Here is a 15,126-nt window from a genome sequence, read left to right as displayed (position 1 = left end):
TTTTTTAGAATAAATATAACAACTCATCGCTAAAAATAAGAAGAATATATAATTTTAAGTTAAACTTAAGATTAAGAACCAGATTTTAGTAATTTTAGGAATAAAGTAAATTGTATGAGTACTATACCGAAATCGGCATTTGAATTTCTAAAAAAATTAAAAAAGAATAATCATAAGGATTGGATGCAGGAACACAAAAAGCAGTATCAATCTAATGAGAAAGTACTAAAGTCTTTTTATAGTTTAGTTGTTGAACGCCTTAATGAAAAAGATGAAATAGAGAAGACCAAAGTGTTCAGAATAAATAGGGATATTAGATTCAGTAAAGATAAAACGCCTTACAACGTTCATCGAAGTGTTAGTTTTAGTAGAGCAGGGGCTCATCGTAGAGGAGGGTATTACTTAAGATTAGAACCTGGTAATTCTATGGTTGCGGGAGGTTTTTTTGGTCCCCAGCCCGCAGATTTATTGCGGATACGAAAAGAATTTGAAATGGATGATCAAGAGATTAGGGAGATATTGGCAGACTCGAAGTTTAAAAAAGCTTTTGGTGGGTTTAATACAGAATATCAAGTAAAAACAGCTCCAAAAGGATTTAGTAAAGAGCATCCAGCGATAGATCTTATTAAAAACAAATCTTTTTTTGTAAGTCATAGTTTTACTGATGAAGAAGTATTTGCCGATGATTTCTTGGATAAAATAATATATCATTTTGAATTATTAAGACCATTTTTTGATTATATGAGTGATGTGCTAACTACCGATTTGAATGGAGTGTCTTTAATTGAGGATTGAGACCTAGTTTTTTAATGAGATATGGTAATTTAAGAGGTCTTTTTACGACATAATTAATGGAAATATGATAGGCATATTTCCATATTTTTTACCAACAAAAAACTTAAAACATTATGAAAAGAATAGCTATAAACGGATTCGGGAGAATCGGAAGAGCAGCTCTTAAAGTAATTATGGAAGAGCCAGATTTAGAGGTAATAGCCGTGAATGACCTCATGTCTATAGAAAATGCTCAGTACCTTTTGAAGTACGATAGCGTTTACGGAGTTTATGAAAAAAAGATAAATATAGAAGGAAGTCATCTCGTTATAGATGGTAAAAAAGTACTTTATCTTAACCAAAGAGATCCTGAACAGCTCCCTTGGAAAGAGAATAGTATTGATGTTGTAATCGAAAGTACTGGCTTTTTTACAAATCGTGAAGACGCTGAAAAGCATATAACTGCTGGTGCAACAAATGTTGTTATTTCTGGTCCAACGAAAAGTAAAGATACTCCAACCGTAGTGCATGGTGTAAATACAGAAGATGGGAAAACTTCAATATTTTCTTGTGCGAGTTGTACCACCAACAATATAAGTCCGGTAGTAGAAATATTGGGTAGGACTATTGGGGTTAAAAAAGCAATTCTAAATACAATACATGCCTATACTGCTTCTCAAACTTTGGTAGATGCTCCTTCCAAAAAGAATTTACGAATGGGTAGAGCAGGAGCTGTCAATTTAACTCCAACGACCACGGGTGCAGCTATTGCAACCACCAAAGCTCTGCCACAATATGAAGGCAAATTTGATGGTGTAGCTGTACGAACGCCAGTTCCTGTGGGGTCAATAAGTGATGTGACTTTTATTGCAGAAAGAACAACTACTCCCGAAGAGATCAATAAAATCCTGGAGGAAGAGGCTAAAACCAAAAGATATGCAGAGGTGTTGGATGTTACTTATGAGCCCATCGTATCTTCAGATATCCAACAAAACCCATATGCGGCTACAGTAGATGCTTCTATGACCAGAGTGGTAGATGGAGACTTGGTAAAGATTATGATTTGGTATGATAATGAATGGGGTTTTACCAACCAGATGATACGACAGATAAAGGAATTGTAAAAATAAAAAGGTGGAATATGATATTCCACCTTTTTATTTGTTATAGTTAGTTATAACGTTATACTTGGCTTAAACCTCCATCTATTTCTAGTTCAACACCGTTGATATAAGATGCATCTTCTGAAGCCAAAAATAAAGCAGATTTTGCTATTTCTTCTGAGGTTCCAAAACGACCTAGAGGTACTTGTTGGGCAAAACCTGCACCCATTTCTTCAACCGTTTCTTGCGGTAGTCCCATTTTACTATAAAGTGGTGTAGCGATTGGTCCTGGGGCTATAGAATTCACACGAATTCCTCTTGACTTAACCTCAGAAGTAAGTACTCTTTGATACGCTCTTAGAGCACCTTTGGTGGCAGAATAGACACTTAGTCCCTCAAATCCTTTTTGATGCACAATAGAATTGGTAAATAAAATTGTTCCACCATCATTAATATGTGGTAAGGCTGCCTTGGTTGCTAAAATAGGGCCTTTCACGTTGGTGTTAAATAAAGTATCATAGTGCTCCTCGGTAACGTCTACAGTAGGAGAAATTGGTGCAATCCCGGCATTTAAGAAAAGAATATCGATTTGACCATATTTTTTTGTGGCTTCATCGATTAGTCTTTGATTGTCCTCTGCTTTAGATACATCGGCGGTAACGGTGATAAATTCTCCATTTAATTCTTTTGCTACTTCGTCAAGAGCTTCTTGCCTTCTTCCGGAAAGAACAACTTTTGCTCCTTGCTCAAGGTAAAGTTTTGCTGTTGCTAAGCCTATTCCACTGTTAGCACCGGTAATTACGGCTACTTTGTTTTCTAGTTTTCTCATTTTATATTTGTTTTATTTGAAATGATCGTTTCAAATTAGGTTAAAAAAAATTAGTATAATACTTTCAATATAGTGTCAACTATATTCTTTAGTTCATCTTCGTTTGAATTAAGGATTCCTGTCATTCTCAGCCCTTGTATCGAAGAAAATAGATACAGCGCATATTGACCAGCGGTTTGGTCTTCATTAAACACCTTTTCCATTTGTCCACTATACACTATATCTTCCAACATCGCAAGCATTTGCTCTTGATTCTGTTCCATAAAAGATTTGATTAGAGGTTCTTGATTAGACATTTCAGATTTACAGTTTACGATCAAACAACCTTTTCGGTCATTGTCGTTTAGAATATCTTTTATATACCAATCAAAAAGTGACTTTATGGTATCAGCTGCATTATGCGTCTTTACGATTTCTTTTCCAATATTATTTTTGGTGTAAGTATGATAGTGAGAAAGAACTTCCATAAACATTCCTAATTTACTACCAAAAGAATTATAGATGCTAGATCTATTAAGAGAAGTGGCATCTACCAAATCTTGCATAGAAGTACCGTTGTATCCCTTTTGATGGAATACTAAAGTTGCATTTTGCAAAACTTCTTTTCTATTGAATGTTTCTACTTTTGGCATTTTAATTGAAATGTTCGTTTCAAAATTAAATATAATTGGAATACGTAACTGTTATTAAAATCATAAAGTTTTTAACTGCCCTTACAATTCAAGTTTCATCATTAGATCAGTTTGTAGATCTGTTCCCAGTAAAAACTGGTGTTTGTCGAATATCTTGAAACCAATTCTTTCGTAAAACTTAATAGCTCTTGAGTTTTGATCCCAAACTCCTAACCACATAAAATTTGCTGTATTCTTTTGTGCTACCTCTAATGCCTTCTTAAATAAAACCTGCCCAATCTGGTTTCCTTGGTATTCTTTTAAGACATAAATGCGTTCTATTTCTAATGCATTATTATGAACGACCTCTGTTTGAGCTTCGCTAAGGTTTAATTTAATATACCCAACAATTTGGTTTGCCATTGAAGCAAAATAAAATTCTGAATTTATATTTTGTAGCTCCGAGGTGATTTGTTCTAAAGTAAACTTTTTCTTTAGGTATTTTTGTATGTTTTCCTCGGTGTTTATTGGGGGACCGAAGGAGTCATAGAACGTTTTATATCCAATAGCCAATAACTTTTCTTTATCCTCAAGTCGTACGGGTATTATTTTTACTTCTTGCGGACTCATTTGGTGAATTAAATAATACGTTTTATTACTCTTAGATTATGGGTATGTGTTCTTTTTTCGGCATTATAAATACCCGTATGGTCGATTCGATCAACGCGTACTTTACCATGTGCATGTATAATATAATTATCTTTCATCATAATTCCTACATGGATGATATTTCCCTCTTCGTTATCAAAAAAAGCTAAATCTCCTGGCTCGCTTTCTTCAATAAAACTTAAAGGTTCTCCTTGTGTTGCTTGTTGAGAGGCATCTCGTAACAATTGATATCCATTTAACTTATATACCATTTGAGTAAAACCACTACAATCAATACCAAAAGTAGTTTTTCCGCCCCATAAATATGGAGCGTTTAAATACATAAAAGCTGTTTCTACCAAATGTTCTTTGGGTTGTTTTTGTTGAATTTTATGCCCCTCATACTGGTGATTTAAAAAATCAAGAGCTATCAAAGAAGAGCCTAACGGGATTGGCATCAGCTGGTTGTCTTCTATATTGACAAACTCAACCAGATCTCCAGATATGCACATATCTTGCAGATCAAAACCTTTGTATTGTTCCTCTGTAATTTCTAGATACTGCTTATTATCTATCCAACCTTCATATTTATCAAAAGCCAGACGTATTTTACTCCATTTCTTTCGTTTTTCGAGTACCTTAAAATGGTCTCCATATAATACTTGGGAGACCATTTCACTTGTATCTTTTGGTTCTAATCGAAGAGGAACAATACTTAAATTGCAAATTCCGTATTGCATGTAATTGTGTTAAGTGTTAGCAAAAAACTTTATTACACACGCTCGATTACCATTGCTGATGCACCACCACCACCATTACAAATAGCTGCAGCACCAACTTTGGCATTATTTTGTTCTAAAACATTCATAAGTGTGATTAGGATTCTTACACCAGAACAACCTAAAGGGTGTCCTAAGGATACCGCACCTCCATTTACATTGGTGTTTTCATCGCTTAAACCAAGTATTTTAAGATTAGCTAAACCTACTACAGAGAATGCTTCGTTAAACTCAAAAAAGTCTACATCATCCAAAGTAATTCCTGCCTTCTCTATAGCTTTTGGTAACGCCTTTGCAGGAGCAGTAGTAAACCATTTTGGTTCATGAGCTGCATCTGCATAACTTTTAATTTTCACCAATGGTGTTAATCCTAATTCTGCTGCTTTTTCTGCACTCATTACTACAACTGCACCAGCACCATCATTGATAGTAGAAGCATTTGCTGCAGTTACTGTACCTTCTTTGGTAAAAGCAGGACGTAAAGCAGGTATTTTTTCCATTTTTACGTTTTTGTATTCTTCGTCTTCAGTTACCATTACGGGTTCACCTCTTCGTTGAGGAACTGGCACCGGAACTACTTCATTTGAAAATTTACCTTCGCTCCATGCTTTTGCAGATCTTTCATAAGATTGAATTGCAAAGGCATCCTGATCTTCACGGCTAAACTCATATTCATTTGCACAAAGATCAGCACAAACTCCCATTGCGTTTCCATCGTATACATCAACTAAACCGTCTCTTTGCATACCATCTTCTAAGGTTTGCGGGCCAAATTTGTGTCCAGCTCTTAATCTTACATAATGAGGAATTAAACTCATATTTTCCATTCCTCCAGCTACTACAATGTCTGCATCTCCTAAAGCAATAGTTTGAGCAGCATGCATTACAGCTTTCATTCCACTTGCACAAACCTTATTAACAGTAGTACAAGGAACTGTATCATTAATTCCAGCAGCTAAAGCAGCTTGTCTGGCAGGAGCCTGACCATTTCCTGCTTGAACCACATTCCCCATAAATACCTCTTGTACCAAAGATGGGTCAAGGTTTATTTTATCTAATGCACCTTTAATCGCTATGGCTCCTAACTGAGTGGCAGGAACCGTTGATAAACTTCCTAAGAAACTCCCAATCGGTGTTCTTGCTGCAGATACAATTACTACTTCTTTACTCATTTATATCTAATTTAAATTGTGTGTATTGTTTGTGCGAATTTAGTGATTTTTGAAGTATAAAAAAGAAGTAAACGGTGAAGACTTGTAAAGGAAATGGGTATAATTCTTAATAATAGATCTTTACTTCGTACTTCTAACTTTGATTTACTACTTTTGAGTAATTTATAGTACGTAATTTGTGAAAAGATTTTTTAATAAATTATATAAAAAGCAATCCTCGATCTTTAGAGTATTTCTTTTTATCTGCACAACTGCACTTATCGTTTATTTGTTTCCAAAGGGAGGAATATTCAAATATGAATTTACCAAGGGGAAACCTTGGCAATATGAAAACCTATATGCTCCTTTCGATTTTGCAATTGCTAAAACCGAAGAGGAAATAGAAGTAGAGAAAAAACAAATTACCGATAATATTATTCCGTATTTTCAATATGATACCATAGTGGCAAATACTGCCAAAGAATCATATGATGATGCTTTTGGGAATTATCTGAAGGTTTTTAATCAAACCAGTGCTCGTGATCAGGCAAAATTATTTGGTAGGATTTTATTGAATGATATATACAGATATGGAGTGCTGCAAGAGAATTATGCATATACAGATAAAAGGCAGATTTTTCTGAATAAAGGGAATGAGGCAGAAGCCGTTACTTACGGACAAATGCTTACTTCAAATGAATTAACACAGCTCATAAATACTCGTTTGGACAAAAGTGAGTATGTGAAGTTTAAAAGTGATTTTGTTGCCTTGTTTTATGATTTGGTAAAACCAAATGTTGAACTAAATAATGATCTAACTCAAAGTACTCTTGAAAATGAACTGGCCAAAGTGCTCACTACTAGAGGCGGGGTGTCAAAAGGTAGTAGAATTATTGCCAAGGGAGAAGTAGTAGAAGGTGATACTTTACAAATTCTTAATTCTCTTAAAGCAGAATATGAGTCTCAGGTGTGGAGTGATAAAAATTTCTATTGGATTGTACTGGGATACTGTTTATTGGTTTCACTGGCACTAATGATGCTTCTTTTGTTTATAAGGAAATATAGACCAGATATTTATGAAAACAGCACCCAGGTTACCTTTATCTTTTTCAATATTTTATTTATGGTATTGGTTACTACTTTGGTTGTAAAGTATGCTTCAAACTATATTTATATTGTGCCTCTTTGTATCTTACCTTTAGTACTTAAGGCATTTTTCGATTCGAGATTAGGGCTCTTTACTCATGTCATCACTGTTCTCATTTTAGGATTTGTGGTACCCAACAGTTATGAGTATACATTTTTACAGATAATAGCGGGTATTGTCACTATTTTAACAACTTCAGAATCTTTCAAAAGAGCCAATCTATTTATATCTGTCGGACAAATCACATTGATTTATGTCGCCGCTTATATTGCTTTTCATATTATTCATGAAGGTAGTATTACGAATATAGATTGGACCACAGTTGTGTTATTTGTAATAAGTGGTTTTGCAACGCTTATGGTTCACCCATTGATTTACGCTTACGAAAAAGTATTTGGTTTAATATCGGATGTGTCATTGCTGGAATTGAGTGATACCAATTCTGTCTTGCTTAAGGAGTTGTCTAATAAGGCTCCAGGTACTTTTCATCATTCTCTTAATGTAGCAAATATTGCAGAAGCTGCTGCCAATGAAATTGGAGCAAATGCGATGCTCGTTAGAGTAGGGGCGCTATATCATGATATAGGTAAAATGGCAAACCCTACGTATTTTACAGAGAATCAATCTGCCTCTGGTAATCCGCATGATGTACTTTCTCCAAAAGAAAGTGCAAGAATTATAATTAATCATGTTATAAGAGGTATAGAAATTGCAAAAAAATATAAGCTTCCGGATCGTGTTATAGACTTTATTAGAACACATCATGGTACAAGTACGGTTTATTATTTTTATTCAAAAGAAAAAGAAAGTAATGAGAATGTGAATATAGAAGACTTTCAATACCCTGGACCAAAGCCTTTCTCTAAGGAAACTGCAATTTTAATGATGAGTGATAGTGTTGAGGCAGCTTCAAAGAGTCTCAAAAATCCGACTAGTAGTCTTATAGATTCGTTTGTAGAAAAGATTGTAAACAAGCAAATGGAAAATGAGCAATTTTTAAATGCAAACATTACTTTTAAAGAAATACAACAAGTAAAGAAGGTTTTTAAGCGTAAGCTTACTAATATATATCATCTTAGAATAGAATATCCCGAGTAACATTGGATCATAATAGATTGCGGCATATTGTTTGATGCAAGAAAAGCGGCAAGCATAAATCGCAATCATTATGAAAAATTATCAAATTGTTTTAGTAGCTATAGCTATGATAATGACCAATTCTATGTATTCTCAAATTAGAATTGGTGGGGGTATATCGATAGGGGTAAATATAGATCTTCCCATTCCCGATATTGTAGTAGTAGAAAGAAGAACCGATCTTCCTAGGCCAAGAAACCCAAGATGTGGAAGGGCAGTAATTCACACTTGCGATCATCGATGTAATCCTAATTTTGGTACTATTCAACATCAAAACGGGCCAAACGGCAGATATATCTTTGAGGTAGTTAATGTGTCATTGGCACCAATAAACAATGGTGAAGAAAAACTAATTTACAATTTGGATACTGGAGAAGAATTGGAAATTATTATTTCTACAATCAAAGGAAATGATTACAACTATCATTATTTAGATCGTAACTGCAATAATTGTCGACCCAATTCGAATGTGATTCTCGCTGTTTTTCTAAATGGAGAAGAGCTTCCCCTTCGCAGCGGGAGTCTTTCCTTACAACCTATGGGAAATGGCCGATTTCATAGCGTAGTCAACCTTCATAGTTTTTATGATGGTGATTTTAATGGAACCGTTAATTTTTAACGCAAATACTTTTTATCCATCCAAAAGGTGCCAAAAGGAATAATAGAACATAATAAAACGATTCCCAATGTTTTATTATTCCATTGTTTTTCTGGTTTAATTACGAAGGCAAATACAATATAGATTAGAAACAAAAAACCATGTGCCATTCCTATTACCTTGTTAGGTTCTGGAGAATCAAATAAATATTTTAACGGCATGGTAACAAATAGGATAAGTAGGTAAGAAACACCTTCTAAGTAGCTTATCCAACGAAAAATTGTGGTCATAAATGTAAGAATTCTTTAAAGTTAATGTTCAGAAGTATAATTTAATTCGTAAACTTCTAAATTGAAATAGGGGATAGCAGATAACAAATGATCAAAAATATCTGCCATTATTTTTTCATAGTTTTTCCAGACTTTGTCATTACTAAAAGCATAGATTTCTAAAGGAGTACCTTGAGCTGTAGGAGCAAGTTGACGACTCATGATAGTCATATTTTTGTTAATGTAGGGATGGTTTTCTAAATAGGTCTCTACATATACTCTAAAAACCCCCATGTTCGATAGATTTCGACCATTAATAAGTAGGTTTTTGTTTATCGATTGGTCTTTGTTGAAAGTAGTGATATCTTCCTGGATATTTTTAATGTATTCTGATATAAGTTGAATTTCCATCAGTTTTTCGATATCTTCATTAGATAGGAAGGAAATACTTGATGTTTTAATAAGAAGTGATCTTTTTATTCTTCGTCCGCCAGAATCCATCATGCCTCTCCAGTTTCTGAAAGATTCAGAAGTAAGATGATAAGTAGGTATTGTAGTTATAGTTTTATCAAAGTTTTGGACTTTTACTGAAGAGAGGTTAATTTCTATAACATCGCCGTCGGCTCCATATTTTTCCATAGTGATCCAATCTCCAATGCGTACAGTATCATTCACAGCTACCTGAATACTTGAAACAAACCCAAGGATTGTATCTTTAAAAATTAACAGAATAACAGCAGACATTGCTCCTAGAGCGGTCAAAAAACTCCAGATAGATTTTCCCGTAATACTTGAAAATATAAACACGGCTCCTATGAGCCATACAAAAATCATAAATACCTGCACATAGCTGTCTATAGGTTTGTCCTTAAAAGACTCTAGAGATTTAAGAAAATCTTTAAAAGTTCTTAGAATACTTCTTAAAATCCATATGGTCAAAACGATAACCATAATATCAAATAAAGCCTGAAGATATCTTTCTGCTCTAGGGAAATTGGTAAAAAGCTGTGGAACAATCCAAATGGTAATGGATAAAGGAATAATATGTGCCAGATAATCGAATGTTTTATTTTTTACCAAGTAATCATCAAAGGTATTTTTAGATTTCGAAGCATACATATTGAAAATTGCAATGAATACCTTTTTCATGATTATATAAATTACGAAAAGGGTAACAACAAGAATAGCAATTCCGATAGTTAAATTTAAATACTCTGCAGTGTTTTCAGAAAGTCCTTTGGCTTTAAAAAGGTTATAGAAATATCGTGTTATATCTTCCATGAAATTAGGAATACAAATTTTTGGCAAAATTACAGTTCTACGATAAGTAATTAAAAATTATCGACAAGATTTATGATAGATTTTAACGTATTGAATAAAAAAACGCCACATCATTACGATGTGACGTTACTTATTTGTATTGCTATTACTTGTTTTAGAAGTTAAAATCTAACCTCGCATAGTAATACGCTCCACTAAAGCCCATTTGAACAGCGTCCCAATATCCTCCGGCTTCAGTTTCTCCATCGTTTTGTTGGTCTGGGTATTCGTTAAAGATATTATTTCCTCCAACCGTAAGTTTAAGATTTTCGGTCAGTTTATACCCCAAGTTTAGATCTGCAGTTATTTTAGCATCGTATACATCTTCGGTATCTACAAAATCAATAAGTATGATCTCACTAAATCTAGTTAGTCCAATACCGGCATTAAATTTTTCAGTACTATAATTTGTATTTAATGAAAATTTACTGTCGGGAGCAGAAGCTAATAAAAAAGCTTTCTCTCTTTCTCCAAAGAAAGTACCTTCGTCAAGAGCACCATTTTTCACTTCTTTGATATACATATTATTAATATTACCTGCTAATGTTGCAGATAGATTTCCGAAGTCATAATTTCCTTTCCATGAAAGGATAATATCTAAACCTACCGTTTCTGTATCTACTCCATTTGCAAAGAACTGGGCTTCATTCACGTTAGGAATTTGCGGTGCAGCAAAAGTTCCTGTAAGTACAATTCTATCCTTAACATTAATAAAGTATCCATCAATTGTAGCTGTAAAGTTTCCAATACTGGCTGTAGCACCAACAGCTGCATTAATGGCCGTTTCTTCTTCTAATGATTCTATACCAAAAGAAGCGGTAACCGGACTGTTATTTGGAGATAATAGTGTTTCTGTGGCTACACCTCCTTGAAAATCTGTAAATCTAAGATTGTAATAGATTTGAGCCAAAGAAGGAGCTCTAAACCCTGTACTCACAGAACCTCTTATGTTTATATCTTCGGTAGCTTTTATTCTAAAAGCAAGTTTACCATTAATAGTACTGCCAAAGTCACTGTAATTTTCGAATCTTGCAGCTCCTCCTACTAAAAAGCTATCGGTAATGTCTAGTTCGGCATCTGCATATAATGAGAAGTTTGATCTTGATCTATCGACTTCATTTGCAGGGCTATACCCCGGAAATCCTTGTGAGCCTCCAGGTCTTAATTCTCCGCTATCTGGATCAACAGGTTGGGTTTGCGTAGCGGGATCTATGATCGGGAGACCATTGACATCATAGGTGGCATAAGATCCTTCTTCTCCAGCAAAAATGGTAAAATTCTCGGTTCTGTATTCAGATCCAAAAGCAAAGTTAAGTCCTTTTAAAATATTGGGATAATACTTAGAAAAATCTAAACTCGTAGTATTTTGACTTAAACTATGTCCTCCTGCATCAAAATCGGTTGGTGAAGATTCTTGTAAAGAAGCATTCAATGTCCCTTGAATGAAATAGTGGAAGTTATTTTTACCCCATGTATTGTTGACATCGATTTTCCAACCATTTTCGGTTTCAGTTCTAACCCCAGCAGATATCGAATTATCGATAATATTTGAGGTAATTCTAGGAGTAAAACCATTAGGAAAAATAGCCGTAACTACTCTTTCTCCTCCATTACGAGTAAAAGCAAAAGCATCGGTATCTCTATAATTACGTCCACCAAAAGCATAGATTTCTGTTTTTTTCGAAACGGGAATTGCAGCATTGGCAAAGAAATTAAAACCGTCTATTGCAGCTTCTCCAAACCCTCTTCTAAAATCGAATCCGGGGCGTAGTGTTTTGTTTTTGCTAAGATATTCAGTGGTAAAGTTAGCATATCCACCTTCTCCGATTTCTACCCCATAATTTGCAGTAACTTTTACCGAACCTCCATCAAAGTTTTGGTCATCACCAATACGGTTTCCATCATTGTCTGTATCGAGTCTGTTTCCATCGGTATTAGGAGTGCCATCGGGAAAATCTCCTTTGGCATTCGTATTATAAGCTCCATAACTAACGCTTCCCGAAATTTTGTTTACGTTATCCTTTAGAACGATATTAATTACACCTGCGATAGCATCAGAACCATATTGAGCGGCAGCACCATCACGTAAAACCTCAATTCTTTTAATGGCAGAAGCAGGAATCGCATTAAGGTCTGTTCCCGAATTTCCACGACCTCTGGTACCAAAAATGTTTATTAATGAGGAGGAGTGTCTTCTTTTACCATTAATGAGTACCAAAGTTTGATCAGGCCCAAGACCTCTAAGAGTGGCAGGATCTATGTGATCTGCACCATCAGATCCAGATTGTTTATTGGCATTGAATGATGGTGCGGTGTATTGTAAAAGTTCATTGATTTCAATTTTACCACTTTTAGTAATAATATCCTGCATATCAATAATATCTATTGCAACAGGAGTATCGGTCGCTGTTCGTTTCGGACTTCTTGAACCTACCACGATAATTGTACTTAGTGCTTCACCTTCTTGTAAGGTAACGTCAATCGTTCCTTGATCACCAACTTGAATCTCAAGGGTTTCGTAGCCAACATAGCTAAAGACCAGTGTAGCACCAGAATCTACAGCTATGGTATATTTACCATCTATATCGGTGGTAGTTCCTTTAGCAGAACCTTTTTCGACAATATTAACAAACGGAATAGGAGCGCCCGAGGGGTCTGTAACTGTTCCAGTAACGATTTGTTGGCCTAAACATATAGATGTGAATAAGCCAAACAAAATGAGTGTGAAATTTTTCATGTAAAATAGTTTATTTAAGATGATTGTTGCCTTAAATATATCCAAAACAGAAGTATTTTACATATATTCTGTTAAAATTTTACACGTAATCTGAAAAACAAAAAATAGAATAGGCTTTTTTAAAAATCCTTTAAATTATTAACTAATTAATTAGGTTTATAAATGGTAGTAATAACCTGATCTGAATTTGAATCGTAAGCTTCCAATATAAAGTTTTGATCTTTATCGAAATGACCTATGCAGTTATCTTTGGCTCCCATATTAACGATGTAGTATCCATTATTTAAAGGTCTTACTTTAGAAACTTTATTACCAGTTTTGGTAAGAAAAGTAATAACATATCCTTTACCATCGGTAATTTTGGTGTAGGAATCCATATCAGAGGAAGATTCAGATTTTTCAACCTGCACTTCTGCATCAGAATAGGAAGCAGATTGGTTCGTTTTGTCTTCGTCACCAGGGTTTAATTCTATCTTACTTTTTCTGGTAATAACCTCTTGTTTTTTGATGACTTTTTCTTCACCATTAGCACCCTTTATACGAATGATTTTGGTAACTGTTTCTTTAGAGGAGTTTTCTTTAGATTTTTCAGCTTCTTCTTGTGCGGATACTTTAGAAATAAAGCTTACTAAAAGTAGCGCGATTAATAGTTTTAGAGTTTTCATGTTAGTATTGATTGGGGTTTAAAATTACAAAAAATGTGAAAAACCATAAAAACTTAAGTAGAAGTTAAAAATCAAATAATTATAAATAAAGGACTAAACTTGAAATCAAGATTTGTTTACTTTCTTTGAATAGCATTATCTTTGCACTCTCAAAAAAGGAGTGATGCGTAAATTACTCTGTAAATATTATTAATGTAATTATCATGAAAGCAGGAATCGTAGGGTTACCAAATGTCGGAAAATCGACTTTATTTAATTGCTTATCTAATGCGAAAGCGCAAAGCGCGAATTTTCCGTTCTGTACAATAGAACCTAATATAGGTGTGGTTAATGTTCCAGATACTAGATTAGAAACTTTGGAAGAATTGGTTCAGCCAGAAAAGGTGATTCCGGCCACTGTAGAGATTGTGGATATTGCAGGTTTGGTGAAAGGGGCAAGTAAAGGAGAAGGACTTGGAAATCAGTTTTTAGGTAATATTCGAGAAACCGATGCTATTATACATGTACTTCGTTGCTTCGATAACGATAATGTAGTGCATGTTGATGGTTCTGTAGATCCAATAAGAGATAAAGAAACTATAGATATAGAGTTGCAGCTTAAAGACCTTGAAAGCATTGAAAAGAAGCTTGATAAAGTAAAGAGAGCCGCAAAAACAGGTAACAAAGAAGCACAAAAAGAAGAAGCCGCTTTATTGAAATTAAAAGAAGGATTAGAGTCTGGTATTTCGGTAAGAGCGGTTGAAATTTCTGAAGATGATCATATTGCCTATGTAAAACCACTTCAACTTATTACAGATAAGCCGGTATTGTATGTCTGTAATGTTGATGAAGAAGCCGCCGTAAAAGGGAATGCATATGTAGATAAAGTAAAAGAGGCTGTAGCTTCGGAAAATGCAGAGGTTATAGTGCTAGCTGTAGGAACTGAAGCTGATATTACTGAACTTGATGATTATGAAGAGCGTCAAATGTTTTTACAAGATATGGGACTAGAAGAACCGGGAGCTTCTGTATTGATACGAGCTGCATATAAACTCTTGAATCAACAAACCTATTTTACCGCAGGAGAAAAGGAAGTACGCGCGTGGACGGTTACCATAGGCGCTACAGCACCAGAAGCGGCCGGAGTTATACACACAGATTTCGAAAAAGGATTCATTAGAGCAGAAGTAATCAAATATGATGATTTTGTGAAATTTGGTAGTGAAGCTAAAGCGAGAGAAGCAGGAAAACTTGGAGTAGAAGGAAAAGCATATGTGGTGAATGACGGAGATGTAATGCATTTCTTATTTAATGTTTAAAAAAATATAATAGCAATAAAGAAAAAACCTTCTCGAATTTTGAGAAGGTTTTTTTGTTGG

At 34.6% G+C, this 15,126-nt stretch carries 14 protein-coding genes; 5 read left to right on the top strand and 9 right to left on the bottom strand.

From position 1 onward, the window contains the following. Positions 1 to 114: 114 nt before the first annotated feature. Positions 115 to 795 (top strand): DUF2461 domain-containing protein, encoded by a 681-nt coding sequence (locus tag M0D21_RS03090; RefSeq protein WP_248326817.1) that lies wholly within the window; start codon positions 115 to 117, stop codon positions 793 to 795. Positions 796 to 908: 113 nt separating this feature from the next. Continuing rightward, on the top strand, positions 909 to 1,898 hold the full coding sequence (gene gap, locus M0D21_RS03085; RefSeq protein ID WP_248326815.1) for a type I glyceraldehyde-3-phosphate dehydrogenase: 990 nt from the start codon (positions 909 to 911) through the stop codon (positions 1,896 to 1,898). Between the two features lie 58 nt (positions 1,899 to 1,956). On the opposite strand, the gene M0D21_RS03080 is transcribed toward gap, so the two are convergent. From M0D21_RS03080 to M0D21_RS03060, 5 genes are all read right to left on the bottom strand, one after another. Then, on the bottom strand, positions 1,957 to 2,706 hold the full coding sequence (locus M0D21_RS03080) for an SDR family NAD(P)-dependent oxidoreductase (protein ID WP_248326813.1): 750 nt from the start codon (positions 2,704 to 2,706) through the stop codon (positions 1,957 to 1,959). A gap of 50 nt (positions 2,707 to 2,756) precedes the next feature. Beyond that, positions 2,757 to 3,338, bottom strand: a complete 582-nt coding sequence (locus M0D21_RS03075; RefSeq protein ID WP_248326811.1) for a TetR/AcrR family transcriptional regulator — start codon at positions 3,336 to 3,338, stop codon at positions 2,757 to 2,759. 81 nt (positions 3,339 to 3,419) lie between these two features. Next, on the bottom strand, positions 3,420 to 3,947 hold the full coding sequence (locus M0D21_RS03070) for a GNAT family N-acetyltransferase (RefSeq protein WP_248326810.1): 528 nt from the start codon (positions 3,945 to 3,947) through the stop codon (positions 3,420 to 3,422). An 8-nt stretch (positions 3,948 to 3,955) separates the two neighbouring features. Further along, complete coding sequence (locus M0D21_RS03065) at positions 3,956 to 4,705, bottom strand: C40 family peptidase (protein WP_248326809.1); 750 nt, start codon at positions 4,703 to 4,705, stop codon at positions 3,956 to 3,958. Between the two features lie 32 nt (positions 4,706 to 4,737). Next, the gene (locus M0D21_RS03060) at positions 4,738 to 5,916 is read right to left on the bottom strand and encodes an acetyl-CoA C-acyltransferase (RefSeq protein ID WP_248326807.1); all 1,179 of its coding nucleotides are present in this window, start codon (positions 5,914 to 5,916) and stop codon (positions 4,738 to 4,740) included. A 178-nt stretch (positions 5,917 to 6,094) separates the two neighbouring features. On the opposite strand from M0D21_RS03060, the gene M0D21_RS03055 reads away from it, so the two are divergent. Both M0D21_RS03055 and M0D21_RS03050 read left to right on the top strand, forming a co-directional pair. Continuing rightward, on the top strand, positions 6,095 to 8,140 hold the full coding sequence (locus M0D21_RS03055) for an HD family phosphohydrolase (RefSeq protein ID WP_248326805.1): 2,046 nt from the start codon (positions 6,095 to 6,097) through the stop codon (positions 8,138 to 8,140). Positions 8,141 to 8,210: 70 nt separating this feature from the next. Then, the gene (locus M0D21_RS03050) at positions 8,211 to 8,798 is read left to right on the top strand and encodes a hypothetical protein (protein WP_248326803.1); all 588 of its coding nucleotides are present in this window, start codon (positions 8,211 to 8,213) and stop codon (positions 8,796 to 8,798) included. Here the strand turns inward: M0D21_RS03050 and M0D21_RS03045 are convergent. From M0D21_RS03045 to M0D21_RS03030, 4 genes are all read right to left on the bottom strand, one after another. Next, positions 8,795 to 9,067 (bottom strand): DUF3817 domain-containing protein, encoded by a 273-nt coding sequence (locus M0D21_RS03045; protein WP_248326788.1) that lies wholly within the window; start codon positions 9,065 to 9,067, stop codon positions 8,795 to 8,797. The genes M0D21_RS03050 and M0D21_RS03045 overlap by 4 nt on opposite strands. 21 nt (positions 9,068 to 9,088) lie before the next feature. Next, a complete protein-coding gene (locus M0D21_RS03040) occupies positions 9,089 to 10,327 on the bottom strand; it encodes a mechanosensitive ion channel family protein (protein ID WP_248326786.1) in 1,239 nt (412 codons plus the stop codon). Positions 10,328 to 10,481: 154 nt separating this feature from the next. Continuing rightward, a complete protein-coding gene (locus M0D21_RS03035) occupies positions 10,482 to 13,103 on the bottom strand; it encodes a TonB-dependent receptor (RefSeq protein WP_248326784.1) in 2,622 nt (873 codons plus the stop codon). Between the two features lie 146 nt (positions 13,104 to 13,249). After that, positions 13,250 to 13,768, bottom strand: a complete 519-nt coding sequence (locus M0D21_RS03030) for a hypothetical protein (RefSeq protein ID WP_248326770.1) — start codon at positions 13,766 to 13,768, stop codon at positions 13,250 to 13,252. A gap of 203 nt (positions 13,769 to 13,971) precedes the next feature. On the opposite strand from M0D21_RS03030, the gene ychF reads away from it, so the two are divergent. Continuing rightward, positions 13,972 to 15,066: a redox-regulated ATPase YchF gene (gene ychF / locus M0D21_RS03025; RefSeq protein WP_248326767.1), complete on the top strand. Its 1,095-nt coding sequence runs from the start codon at positions 13,972 to 13,974 to the stop codon at positions 15,064 to 15,066. The last annotated feature ends 60 nt before the right edge of the window (positions 15,067 to 15,126 follow it).

It is taken from the genome of Aquimarina acroporae (assembly GCF_023195925.1).
GTDB lineage: Bacteria > Bacteroidota > Bacteroidia > Flavobacteriales > Flavobacteriaceae > Aquimarina > Aquimarina acroporae.
The sequence above is the reverse complement of the archived record's forward strand: the minus strand, read 5'-3'. Positions and strand labels throughout refer to the sequence as shown.

Bases quoted from the DNA above. Each gene is read 5' to 3' on its own strand.
- M0D21_RS03050 (WP_248326803.1), top strand. From the start codon at position 8,211: ATGAAAAATTATCAAATTGTTTTAGTAGCTATAGCTATGATAATGACC.
- M0D21_RS03030 (WP_248326770.1), bottom strand. From the start codon at position 13,768: ATGAAAACTCTAAAACTATTAATCGCGCTACTTTTAGTAAGCTTTATT.
- M0D21_RS03090 (WP_248326817.1), top strand. From the start codon at position 115: ATGAGTACTATACCGAAATCGGCATTTGAATTTCTAAAAAAATTAAAA.
- gap (WP_248326815.1), top strand. From the start codon at position 909: ATGAAAAGAATAGCTATAAACGGATTCGGGAGAATCGGAAGAGCAGCT.
- M0D21_RS03070 (WP_248326810.1), bottom strand. From the start codon at position 3,947: ATGAGTCCGCAAGAAGTAAAAATAATACCCGTACGACTTGAGGATAAA.
- M0D21_RS03040 (WP_248326786.1), bottom strand. From the start codon at position 10,327: ATGGAAGATATAACACGATATTTCTATAACCTTTTTAAAGCCAAAGGA.
- M0D21_RS03060 (WP_248326807.1), bottom strand. From the start codon at position 5,916: ATGAGTAAAGAAGTAGTAATTGTATCTGCAGCAAGAACACCGATTGGG.
- M0D21_RS03075 (WP_248326811.1), bottom strand. From the start codon at position 3,338: ATGCCAAAAGTAGAAACATTCAATAGAAAAGAAGTTTTGCAAAATGCA.
- ychF (WP_248326767.1), top strand. From the start codon at position 13,972: ATGAAAGCAGGAATCGTAGGGTTACCAAATGTCGGAAAATCGACTTTA.
- M0D21_RS03035 (WP_248326784.1), bottom strand. From the start codon at position 13,103: ATGAAAAATTTCACACTCATTTTGTTTGGCTTATTCACATCTATATGT.
- M0D21_RS03080 (WP_248326813.1), bottom strand. From the start codon at position 2,706: ATGAGAAAACTAGAAAACAAAGTAGCCGTAATTACCGGTGCTAACAGT.
- M0D21_RS03045 (WP_248326788.1), bottom strand. From the start codon at position 9,067: ATGACCACAATTTTTCGTTGGATAAGCTACTTAGAAGGTGTTTCTTAC.
- M0D21_RS03065 (WP_248326809.1), bottom strand. From the start codon at position 4,705: ATGCAATACGGAATTTGCAATTTAAGTATTGTTCCTCTTCGATTAGAA.